This is a genomic window from Pseudonocardia sp. SID8383, from assembly GCF_009864975.1.
GTDB lineage: Bacteria > Actinomycetota > Actinomycetes > Mycobacteriales > Pseudonocardiaceae > Pseudonocardia > Pseudonocardia alni.
Genome location: NZ_WWFY01000697.1, coordinates 1 through 961, shown reverse-complemented (window position 1 = coordinate 961; position 961 = coordinate 1). Strand labels below are relative to the sequence as shown.

The 961-nt window shown below is 77.3% G+C and carries 1 pseudogene; it reads right to left on the bottom strand.

Features of this window, described 5'->3' with window-relative positions:
• Window positions 1–424: pseudogene (locus GTW08_RS16915) on the bottom strand (hypothetical protein); the annotation flags it as partial.
• Between the last annotated feature and the right edge of the window lie 537 nt (window positions 425–961).

Sequence of the window (961 nt, the reverse complement as noted above, 5' to 3'; positions counted from 1 at the left end):
GCCGGCGGACCGCCTCCTCGGCGTCGCCGGTCACCCGGTGGGCCGCGGCCAGGGCGTCGGCGGCCGCGAGCGACGCCGGGTGGTCCGGGCCCAGCAGCGCCTCGCGGGCAGCGAGGTTGCGGGTGGCGATCTCCAGCCCGCCGGTACGGTCGTAGCCCAGCAGCAGCGCGACGGCGAGGCTCCCCTCGGCGACGAGCGTGTCGGCGTCGTCCGGGCCGAGGTCGCGACGGGCGGTGGTGAGGACCTGCTGGACGCGACGGGTCGCGTCCAGCAGCGCGGGCATGTCGCCGCTGCGTCCCGCGGCGCGCACGTCGGTCGCGGCGCGGTCGTGACGGGAGCGCAGGGCCTCGCGCAGAGGGTCGGCGGTCGTCGACCGCTCCGCACCGTGGTGCGGGACGGTCACTCGCCGGTCGGCCACGGACACCCGACCTCCCCTCCTCACCGCGACGAACCGTCCGGACTCACCCGGACGGCCCACTGAGTCGTGACCGAACGTACCTGTAACCGGCGGTATCGCGCGCTCCGAACGAGCATCCGACGCGAAGGCCACCCTTACCGATCACTGTGCGTCGCAGGAGGCGTACCGACGGTCCGAGGTCGGCGGGCCCGTCCGGACGGGGTCACCCGGCCGTGCGGTCCACGCCCCCGGACGGGTGCACGTCCGTCGCGGGGCCTGGAGTGCGGTGTCCGGGGGCTCGACAATCGCGCGCACGCCGTGCGGAGAGGGGGCCTCGTGTCGGGGCAGGGGGACGCCGACCACACCGATGGTGAGGTCGCGGACGACGCAGGGGCGGTGAGGCGTCGAGACACCGGCGCCGACCCCGCCACCGGAGACCCAGCGGGACGGCCCGCGCGCCGACCGTCCCGGCCGCCGCCTCCGCGGCCCCCGCTGCGGCCGACCTCGCCGTTCCTGGGGGTGGCGCCACCCGTCGCACCGCCCGCGGACGAGCCCGGTCCTCCG